Here is a 10,049-nt window from a genome sequence, read left to right as displayed (position 1 = left end):
GGCTCCCAGTAGACGACTGGGTTGATAGGCCGGATATGGAAGCCCTGTAAGGGGTGGAGTTGACCGGTACTAATAGGCCGAGGGCTTGTCCTCAGTTGCTCGCGTCCACTGTGTTGTTCTGAAACAACGACCGCCTTGCCGGCGGGTCGACAGTTTCATAGTGTTTCGGTGGTCATAGCGTGAGGGAAACGCCCGGTTACATTCCGAACCCGGAAGCTAAGCCTCACAGCGCCGATGGTACTGCAGGGGGGACCCTGTGGGAGAGTAGGACGCCGCCGAACAATCATTCCAAGAAGACCCACTCCCGATCGGGAGTGGGTCTTTTTGCGTTACCCTCTGCGAATGCAGAACCTGACCCTGACCTGGCAGTCCGCCGGGGGCACCGCCGTCGTTCTATACGGCGGCGCGTACGTCGCCGCGAGGGTCCGGAAGCCGTCCTTGTCGGCGCTCCTGCGTGAGGCCGGCACCCTGCTCGCCCTGTTCGCGCTGTGGCAGCTGGTGGGGCACCTGTCGGTGATGAGCGCGGACCACGCGCTGGACCGGGCGGAGTGGATCCACCGGACGGAGCTGGCGGTCGGGCTGCCGGACGAGGCGTCGTGGCAGGCCGCGATCACGCCGTACCCGGTGCTGGTGCGGCTGGCGAACTACTACTACGCGGTCATGCACTTCGGCGTCATGCTGGTGGTGCTGCTCTGGGTGTTCCTGCGGCACCGCGAGCGGTACGCGTGGGTGCGGAACACCGTGGTGATCACGACGGCGGTCTGCCTCCTGGTCCAGTTCATCCCGGTGGCGCCGCCGCGGATGCTGCCGGAGAACGGCTTCGTCGACGTGGCCGCGCAGTACGGGCAGTCCGTGTACGGGGGCGCGGTCGGCGGCGTGGTGGTGGCGGACCAGCTGTCCGCGATGCCGTCGGTGCACGTGGCGTGGTGCGTGCTGGCGGCGGTGGCGGTGATCCGGGTGGCGCGGAGTCCGTTGCGCTGGCTGGTGGTGCTGCACCCCGTCCTGACGGTCGCCGTGGTCGTCGTGACCGCCAACCACTTCTGGGCGGACGGCATCGTCGCCGTGACGATCCTGCTCTTCGCGTACGCCGTCCTGGCGCTGACGGCACGCCGGCGGGGCCGGCCCTCCGTCGACGAGACGGAGGACCGGCCCCGCAGCGGGTCCGGTTCGCGGACCGGGCAGGTCACTTGAGCGGCAGCGCGATCCGACCCCACTTGCCGTTGCTCAGCCTGGCCGTGGCCCCGTACCAGGCGATGAGCCCGGAGAGCGCCGCGACCCAGCCCGCGAGCTTGGTGAGGCTGCCGTGGCCGCCGAACGCGCCGATGGCGGCGACCAGCAGGGACAGCGTCAGCAGGCCGTAGACGGCCCGGCTGTACAGGCCCGCGCCCCAGCTCGCCGCGGTGAGGGTGAGGGCGAGCAGGGCCCACAGCAGCAGGAACAGCCCGGCGGCGTTCTTGCTCGCGCCGCCGGCCACCGACCAGGTCGCCCAGAAGGCGCCGAGGCTGGTGAACGCGGTGCCGGTGAAGCCCTCGCCGCCGCGGAGCTGCCAGAGGCCCGCGACGAACAGGGTGATGCCGCCGACGACGTGGGCGAGGTGGGCCGCGTCCCCGGCGCCGGTGCCCTTGAGGATTCCGGTCGAGAGCAGGCCGTAGGCGAGAAGTGTGAGGCCGAGTGCGAGGTAGCCGAGGTTACCCGCGTCGGCTCCGGTGGGACGGGCGTTCGTTGCCCCGGAGGCGTCGTTGCTCACCGGAGGCTCCTTTCACTCTGGGCGCGCGCAGGGCGCAGTCAACGCAGTGGAGTGGTCCGAAGGAGTGGTTGCGAGAAGGTGCGCGCGACCGCGCCGAGGGCGCACGGCAGGAGCGTGCGCGGGCTGCGGTCAGAGGTGGTGGGCCGAGGGCCGAATGTTCCGGGCCGAGGGGTGGGGGAAGTCCCCGCTGAGGTCGGTGTACCCGGGCCGACCAGGCTTGTACCCTTGTGAATCGCACAATTTGTGGCGCCGTCAGCTGTGGAACGCTCACGATCGGCCGCCGGCCGGGTCCGGCCGTGGCAGTTCTGCTCAGTGGCGGCGGTCCGGCGGGTCCGCTCCGGCGCCGACCCGGTCGGCACGGGTGCGTCGCGCTCAGCTCGTGCGCTGGGCGGGCACCCGCAGCGTCAGGATCGCCATGTCGTCGGACGGCGGCTCCGGGGCGAAGCGCTCGACCGCGCGCTGCACGCGCATGGCGACGGCCCCGGCGGTGAGGCCGGTGCAGCCGGTGAGGACCTCGGCGAGGCCGTCGTCGCCCAGCATCCGGCGGCCCTCGCGGCGTTCGGTGACGCCGTCGGTGACGCAGAGCAGGACCTCGCCCGGGGCGAGCACGAGGTGCTCGGCGGTGAGGTCGAGGTCGTCCATGACGCCGAGCAGGGGCTGCGGGGTGGCGGCGCGGTCGACCTGGCCGTCGGTGCGCAGCCGCAGCGGCAGCGGGTGGCCGGCGCAGACCAGGGACAGTTCGGTGCTGCCGTCCGGTCGGGGCGTCAGTTCGCCGTAGAGCAGGGTGAGGAAGCGGCTGCGCGAACCCTCGTCCAGGATGGCGGCGTTGAGCCGGGTGAGGACCTGCGGGGCGTCCAGGCCCTCGCGGGCGAGCAGGCGCAGCGAGTGGCGGGCCAGGCCGGTGACGGAGGCGGCCTCGGGGCCGGTGCCGCAGACGTCGCCGATGGCGAAGCCGTACGTGCCCTCGCGGATGGTGAACAGGTCGTAGAAGTCGCCGCCGACCTCGTTGCCCTCGCCGGCGGCCTGGTAGTACACGTCCACCTCGACGCCGGGGATCTCGGGCAGGTCGGGCGGCAGGAGGCTGCGCTGGAGGGCCTGGCTGGTCGCGGTGCGCTCGGAGTAGAGGCGGGAGTTGTCGAGGGCGAGGGCGGCCCGGCGGGAGAGGTCCTCGGCGAGTTCGAGGATCTCCTGGCGGAAGCGGACGCCGGCCGGGGTGCCGAGGGCGAGCAGGCCGATGACGCGGTTGCGGGCGGTGAGCGGCAGGACGACGGTCTCGCCGAGCACGCCGGCGAGTTCGGGGCTGTCGGTGAGTCCGCCGGCGGCGGCGGTCTCGGTGGGTGCGGGCCAGAACCGTGCGCTGTGGGCGGGACCGGGGTCGGGCGCGGGGGTCTTGTCGAGCAGGCCGCGCAACGCGTCGATGCGGTCCTCGTCCTCGTGCAGGACGAAGGCGAGGTTGGGCGCGGCGCCGTGGTCGCCCTTGGTGTAGACGGCGCACCAGGAGGCGAGGGTGGGGACGGCCATCTGGGCCATCAGGGCGAGGGTCTGCTCGTGTTCGAGGGTGCCGGCGAGCAGGTCGGAGGCTTCGACGAGGAAGGAGAGCGAGCCGCGGCGCAGTCGTTCGAGCTCGGTGAGGCGGGTGCTCTCGACGGCGAGGGCGACCCGGTCGGCGGCGAACTGCAGGCGCAGCGCGTCCTCGTTGTCGTAGCGGCCGGGGGCGGCGGTGGCGATGCCGAGGGAGCCGATCAGCCGGCCCTCGACCTTGAGCGGGACGGTGACCAGGGAACGCATGCCGCTGCCGTCGAGGAGGGCCGGTCCGGCCGGACGGGCGATCAGGTCGTCGTGGACGGTGGGCAGCCGGGCGGAGTCGTAGCGGTTGCCGTGTCCGACCGGGAAGCGGGTGTGGCGGCGGTGTCCGGTGGTGAGGCCGGTGGCGGCGCGGACCTCGAACTCGGTCTCGTCCTCGGTGGTGAGGAGCAGGTAGGCGGCGTCGGCGTCGAGCAGGTCGCGGGCGCGTTCGACGGTGCGCTGGAGCAGGGTGTCGAGGTCGTCGGTGGCGACCGGGCCGGCCAGCAGGTCGAGCCGGGGGCCGGCCGGGTCGGTGCGGTCGCCGGGCAGGGCGCGGGCGGGGGAGCGCAGGACGGCGCGGTCGGGTTCGAGGACGAGCAGGCAGAGTGTGGAGGGGACGCCCTCGGTGTCGCGGACGCGGACCTGGACGCCGTACACCTCCTCGGTGCGGCCGTCGGCGCGGCGGACGGCGAAGCCGCCCTCCCAGCGCGCGAGGCGCAGGGTCTCGGCGAGGCCGAGGCCGCGGGCGGGGGTGTCGGGCCAGACGGCGAGGTCGGCCCACGGGCGGCCGAGGACGCTGTCGGCGGGGTGCCGGAAGAGGGCTTCGGCGTCCGGGTTCCAGGCGAGGACGCGGCCGTCGTCGTCGAGCTGGACGACGGCGACGTGCACCGGGCCGGGGCCGCTGGGCAGGTCGCTGCCGGGGGTGGCGGGGACGGCGTAGCGGGTGCCGGCGACGGGGACCGGCAGGGCGAGGCGGAACCAGACGGTCTTGCGGCCGGCCGCGTACTCGACGCCCCAGCGTTCGGCGAGGGCGGAGCACATCAGCAGGCCGCGGCCGCCCTCGCCGTCGGGGTCGGCGTAGCGGTCGGAGGAGGTGACGGGGCCGTCGGTGAAGGCGGGCAGGCCGCGTTCCGGGTGGTGGTCGGTGACCTCGATCCGGACGGTGCCCTCCTCGCGCAGGCAGCCGACCTCGGCGGCGGTGCCGGCGTGCACGACGGCGTTGGTGACGAGTTCGCTGACCAGGACGACGGCGTCGTCGACGACCTCCGGCAGCCCCCAGCCGAGCAGCGCGTCCCGGACGAAGCCCCGGGCGGCGGCCGCGGACCTGCCGTCGGGGTCGAAGGTGGCGGCTGCGCGCGCGGTGACCACGTTGCCACTTCTCCTCTGCTGCTCTTGCCCTGGCTGTCCGGGTGCGGCGCCGTCTCCCGGTACGCGCCGGCGGGTGGGCGGCGGCGCTGGGACGGGTCGTGGCCCGGTGCAGCGCTCCACCCTACTTTCCGCTTGGTTCCCCGTGGGGGCGGGGCGTCGAAACGGGCACCAGAGGGTGATTCTGCCCACGCGTTTCGGGAGAGGCGGTAACAACCGTGTGCAACCGGCCGTATACCCGGGGCCGGTGCTGCCAGACTGGGGGGTCCGCGACGGTCGGTCGGGACAGTACGGTCGACGCGGGTGCCGGTGCGTCGTGAGGTGCGGCCGGTGCGCAGCCCAAGCCGGGGCGGTGCCCGGGCCCCGGTCCGCCGGGGCGCGGAGGGCCACCGGACAGTTCACGACGTGGGAGGGGCCCGTTGAGTTCGGCCACCAAGGACGCAACCGGTACGACGCAGGCCGCCCAGCGCGGTGCTCGCCCCGGGGCCGCGCCGCGGAGCGCGGCCGGCCGGCGAGCGAACCACGGCCGGGGCGCGGAACCGGCGGAGCTGCGCAAGCTGCTGTCGGCGCTGACGGCGATGCGCGACGGCAACTTCCGGCGCCGGCTGACGGTGCCGGGGGACGGGCCGCTGGCGGAGATCGCCGCGGTGTTCAACGAGGTGGCCGAGCGCAACCAGCACCTGACCGGTGAACTGGCCCGGGTGCGGCGGGCGGTGGGCCGCGAGGGCCGGCTGAACGAGCGGCTGGAGACCGGTGCGGGCGAGGGCGCCTGGATGGCGGCGGTCGACAACTGCAACGCGCTGATCGACGACCTGGCCCGTCCGATGGCCGAGGTGGGCCGGGTGCTGACCTCGATCGCCGAGGGTGACCTGGACCAGAAGATGGAGCTGCGCTCGCTGCACAGCAACGGGGTGAGCCACCCGCTGCGCGGCGAGTACCTGAAGATCGGGCGGACGGTCAACGGACTGGTGGACCAGCTCTCGGAGTTCACCGACGAGGTGACCCGGGTGGCCCGCGAGGTCGGTACCGAGGGCAAGCTGGGCGGTCAGGCCAAGGTCCGCAGCGTGTCGGGCAGTTGGAAGGACCTGGCGGACTCGGTCAACACGATGGCCGGGCGGCTGACGGCCCAGGTGCGCAACATCGCCCAGGTGACGACGGCGGTGGCCAAGGGCGACCTGTCCCGCAAGGTCACCGTCGAGGTGGCCGGCGAGATGCTGGAGCTGAAGAACACCGTCAACACGATGGTGGACCAGCTCAACGGCTTCGCGGCCCAGGTGACGAGGGTCGCCCGGGACGTCGGGACCGAGGGCCGCCTCGGCGGTCAGGCGCAGGTGCCGGGCGTGGCCGGGGTCTGGCGGGACCTGACCGACTCGGTGAACTTCATGGCCGACAACCTGACCGGCCAGGTGCGGAACATCGCCCAGGTGACGACGGCGGTGGCGCGCGGGGACCTCTCGCAGAAGATCGAGGTGGACGCGCGCGGCGAGATGCTGGAGCTGAAGAACACCATCAACACGATGGTGGACCAGCTGTCCGGGTTCGCCGAGCAGGTGACCAGGGTGGCCCGCCAGGTGGGCACCGAGGGCCGCCTCGGCGGCCAGGCGCAGGTGCCGGGCGCGGCGGGCGTGTGGCGCGACCTGACCGACAACGTCAACTTCATGGCGAACAACCTCACCGATCAGGTGCGCAACATCGCCCAGGTGACGACCGCGGTCGCCAAGGGCGACCTGTCGCAGAAGATCCAGGTGGACGCGCGCGGCGAGATCCTGGAGCTGAAGAACACCATCAACACGATGGTGGACCAGCTGTCGGCGTTCGCGGACGAGGTGACCCGGGTGGCCCGGGACGTCGGCACCGAGGGCATCCTCGGCGGCCAGGCGAGCGTGCCGGGGGTGTCCGGGACCTGGAAGGACCTGACCAACTCCGTCAACCTGATGGCCAACAACCTGACCAGCCAGGTCCGCAACATCGCCGAGGTGACCACGGCGGTCGCGCGCGGCGACGTCTCGAAGAAGATCACCGTCGACGCCCGGGGCGAGATCCTGGAGCTGGTGACGACCGTCAACACGATGGTCGACCAGCTGTCGGCGTTCGCCGACGAGGTGACCCGCGTCGCCCGCGAGGTGGGCACCGAGGGGATCCTGGGCGGCCAGGCCCGGGTGCGGGGGGTGTCGGGCATCTGGAAGGACCTGACCGACAACGTCAACTTCATGGCGTCCAACCTGACCGGGCAGGTCCGCAACATCGCCGAGGTCGCCTCGGCGGTGGCCCGCGGCGACCTCTCGAAGAAGATCACCATCGACGCGCAGGGCGAGATCGCGACGCTCGCCGGGACGCTGAACACGATGGTCGACCAGCTCTCGTCCTTCGCCGTCGAGGTGACCAGGGTCGCCCGCGAGGTCGGCACCGACGGCACCCTGGGCGGCCAGGCGAGCGTGCCCGGCGTGGCCGGCATCTGGAAGGACCTGACCGACAACGTCAACCTGATGGCCAACAACCTCACCGGCCAGGTCCGCAACATCGCGCTGGTGATCACGGCGGTGGCCCGCGGCGACCTGTCGCAGAAGATCGACGTCGACGCGCGCGGCGAGATCCTCCAGCTCAAGACCAGCATCAACACGATGGTCGACCAGCTGTCCGCGTTCGCCGACGAGGTCACCCGCGTCGCCCGCGAGGTGGGCACCGACGGCCGCCTGGGCGGCCAGGCCCGGGTGCCCGGGGTGGACGGGACCTGGCAGGACCTCACCGAGTCGGTGAACGAGCTGGCCAACAACCTGACCCGGCAGGTGCGCGCGATCGCGCAGGTCGCCACCGCCGTGACCAGGGGCGACCTGAGCCTGCGGATCGACGTCGACGCCGCGGGGGAGCTCGACGAGCTCAAGGACAACATCAACCAGATGATCGCCAACCTGCGCGAGACCACCCGCACCAACCAGGAGCAGGACTGGCTCAAGACCAACCTGGCCCGGATCTCCGGCCTGCTCCAGGGTCGCCGGGACCTGGAGGCGGTCGCCTCGCTGATCATGACCGAGCTCACCCCGGTGGTCTCCGCCCAGCACGGCGCGTTCTTCCTCGCCCAGCCGGCCGGCCGCACCGCCGAGCTGATCACCGAGGACGACGACGAGAACGACACCGTGCTGCGCCTGATCGGCAGCTACGGCTACCAGCGGCGCGCGATGCCGACCACCTTCCGCCCCGGCGAGTCGCTGATCGGCCAGGCCGCGGTGGAGAAGCGGGCGATCATCCTCAAGGAGGCGCCGCCCGGGTACCTCAAGATCGCCTCGGGCCTCGGCGAGGCCTCGCCGGCCCACATCGTGGTGCTGCCGGTGCTGTTCGAGGGCCGGCTGCTCGGCGTGATCGAACTCGCCACCTTCAGCTCGTTCACGACCGTCGCCCTCGACTTCCTCAACCAGATCGCCGACCTGATCGGCGTCACCGTCAACACCATCAGCGTCAACACCAAGACCGAGGGCCTGCTGCTGGAGTCCCAGCGGCTCACCGCGGAACTCTCCATGCGTTCAGCCGAGTTGGAGGCCCGCCAGGAGGAACTGGAGCGCACCAACGAGGAGTTGCAGGAGAAGGCCGAGCAACTCGCCCAGCAGAACCGCGACATCGAGATCAAGAACAGCGAGATCGAGGAGGCCCGCCAGGTCCTGGAGGAGCGCGCCGAACAGCTCGCCCTGGCCTCCCGCTACAAGAGCGAGTTCCTCGCCAACATGTCGCACGAGCTGCGCACCCCGCTCAACTCGCTGCTGATCCTGGCCAAGCTGCTCTCCGACAACAACGAGGGCAACCTCTCGCCCAAGCAGGTCGAGTTCGCCGACACCATCCACGGCGCCGGCTCCGACCTGCTCCAGCTGATCAACGACATCCTCGACCTGTCCAAGGTCGAGGCCGGCAAGATGGACGTCCGCCCGAGCCGGATCGCCCTGGTCCAGCTGGTCGACTACGTCGAGGCCACCTTCCAGCCGGTCGCGCTGGACAAGAACCTGGACTTCGCCGTCCGGGTCTCGCCCGCGCTGCCGGTCACCCTGCACACCGACGAGCAGCGGCTCCAACAGGTGCTGCGCAACCTGATCTCCAACGCGGTCAAGTTCACCGACGCGGGCGCCGTCGACTTCTCGATCAGCCCGGCCGGGCCGGACGTGCCCCAGCACGTCCGCGAGCAGCTGCTGGAGTCCGGCTCGATCAAGGACCCGGACGACCCGCTGATCGCCTTCGCCGTCTCCGACACCGGCATCGGCATCCCCGGCAACAAGCTGCGGGAGATCTTCGAGGCCTTCAAGCAGGCCGACGGCGGCATCAGCCGCAAGTACGCCGGAACGGGCCTGGGCCTCTCGATCAGCCGGGAGATCGCCCGGCTGCTCGGCGGTGAGATCCACGTCGAGAGCGAGCTCGGCAGGGGCTCGACCTTCACGCTCTACCTGCCGCTGCGCACCGAGTCCTCGGACACCCCGCCCACCGAGCGCGCCGCCGTGGCGGCCGTGCCCAACACCCCGGTGCTGCGCGCCACCGTCGGCGTGACCCCGGTGGGCGTTCCCGTCCCGGTGGGCGAGAACCCGGCCGACCACTGGGCCCAGGAGGTCCGCGAACTCGCCGAGGAGCGCCGCCGCGGCGCCGTGGAGCGCCGTCGCACCGCCGCCCTGGACCGCCCCGCCGGGGGCCGCCCGGTGGAGCCGGTCCCGCTGCGCCCCGGCCGCACCGACGCGCGCTTCGGCGGCCAGCAGGTGCTGATCGTCGACGACGACGTCCGCAACGTGTTCGCCCTCACCAGCGTCCTGGAACAGCACGGCCTGACCGTCCTGTACGCCGAGAACGGGCGCGAGGGCATCGAGATGCTGGAGCAGCACGAGCACGTCGCGCTGGTCCTGATGGACATCATGATGCCGGAGATGGACGGCTACGCGACCACCGAGGCGATCCGCCGGATGCCCCAGTTCGCCGGCCTGCCGATCATCGCGCTGACCGCCAAGGCGATGAAGGGCGACCGCGAGAAGTCCCTCGCGGCGGGCGCCACCGACCACATCACCAAGCCGGTGGAGACCGACCACCTGCTGGCGGTGATGCACGAGTGGCTGCGGCCCGACCGGCCCTGAGCGCGTACCCCAGGTCCCGTTTCCCAAGCGGGACTTGGGCGACGGGCCGCCGGCGGGGCGCGCACCGGGAGGCGGACTCCGGGGCGTACGCCGGGCCGGAGATCGGTTTGCTGGCGGGGAGGGCCGGGAACCCGGTAGGGTCACCGATCGTTGCGAACAGTGACCGGACGGCGACACACTGCTGAGCGTGCGCCGGAGCACCGGCCGTGCACCGGTCCCGATCGGGTCCGACGCAGCCGGGTCGCGACGGAGCGATGTGCCGGGCGAGGGGGTGC

4 protein-coding genes and 2 rRNA genes are annotated in these 10,049 nt (G+C 72.0%); 4 read left to right on the top strand and 2 right to left on the bottom strand.

Annotated elements, in window-relative coordinates:
* From ACFXDE_RS33780 to ACFXDE_RS33770, 3 genes are all read left to right on the top strand, one after another.
* Positions 1 to 93 (top strand): 23S ribosomal RNA (locus ACFXDE_RS33780); the annotation flags it as partial.
* A gap of 71 nt (positions 94 to 164) precedes the next feature.
* Positions 165 to 281 (top strand): 5S ribosomal RNA (gene rrf / locus ACFXDE_RS33775).
* Positions 282 to 342: 61 nt separating this feature from the next.
* Positions 343 to 1,191 carry a phosphatase PAP2 family protein gene (locus ACFXDE_RS33770; RefSeq protein ID WP_380498318.1) on the top strand — a complete coding sequence of 283 codons (849 nt, stop codon included), beginning with the start codon at positions 343 to 345 and terminating at the stop codon, positions 1,189 to 1,191.
* Here the strand turns inward: ACFXDE_RS33770 and ACFXDE_RS33765 are convergent.
* Together ACFXDE_RS33765 and ACFXDE_RS33760 are read right to left on the bottom strand one after the other, a co-directional pair.
* Positions 1,184 to 1,747 (bottom strand): acetate uptake transporter, encoded by a 564-nt coding sequence (locus tag ACFXDE_RS33765; protein ID WP_380445382.1) that lies wholly within the window; start codon positions 1,745 to 1,747, stop codon positions 1,184 to 1,186. The two genes, ACFXDE_RS33770 and ACFXDE_RS33765, sit on opposite strands and share 8 nt — an antisense overlap.
* Positions 1,748 to 2,119: 372 nt before the next feature.
* Complete coding sequence (locus tag ACFXDE_RS33760) at positions 2,120 to 4,681, bottom strand: SpoIIE family protein phosphatase (RefSeq protein ID WP_380445383.1); 2,562 nt, start codon at positions 4,679 to 4,681, stop codon at positions 2,120 to 2,122.
* 575 nt (positions 4,682 to 5,256) lie between these two features.
* Between ACFXDE_RS33760 and ACFXDE_RS33755 the strand changes: the two genes are divergently transcribed.
* The gene (locus ACFXDE_RS33755; RefSeq protein WP_380498320.1) at positions 5,257 to 9,774 is read left to right on the top strand and encodes a HAMP domain-containing protein; all 4,518 of its coding nucleotides are present in this window, start codon (positions 5,257 to 5,259) and stop codon (positions 9,772 to 9,774) included.
* Positions 9,775 to 10,049 lie beyond the last annotated feature (275 nt).

Source organism: Kitasatospora sp. NPDC059408 (assembly GCF_042751525.1).
Lineage (GTDB): Bacteria > Actinomycetota > Actinomycetes > Streptomycetales > Streptomycetaceae > Kitasatospora.
The sequence above is the reverse complement of the archived record's forward strand: the minus strand, read 5'-3'. Positions and strand labels throughout refer to the sequence as shown.

Excerpts from the sequence above, each read along its gene's own strand:
- ACFXDE_RS33755 (WP_380498320.1), top strand. The coding sequence starts at position 5,257 with ATGCGCGACGGCAACTTCCGGCGCCGGCTGACGGTGCCGGGGGACGGG.
- ACFXDE_RS33770 (WP_380498318.1), top strand. The coding sequence starts at position 343 with ATGCAGAACCTGACCCTGACCTGGCAGTCCGCCGGGGGCACCGCCGTC.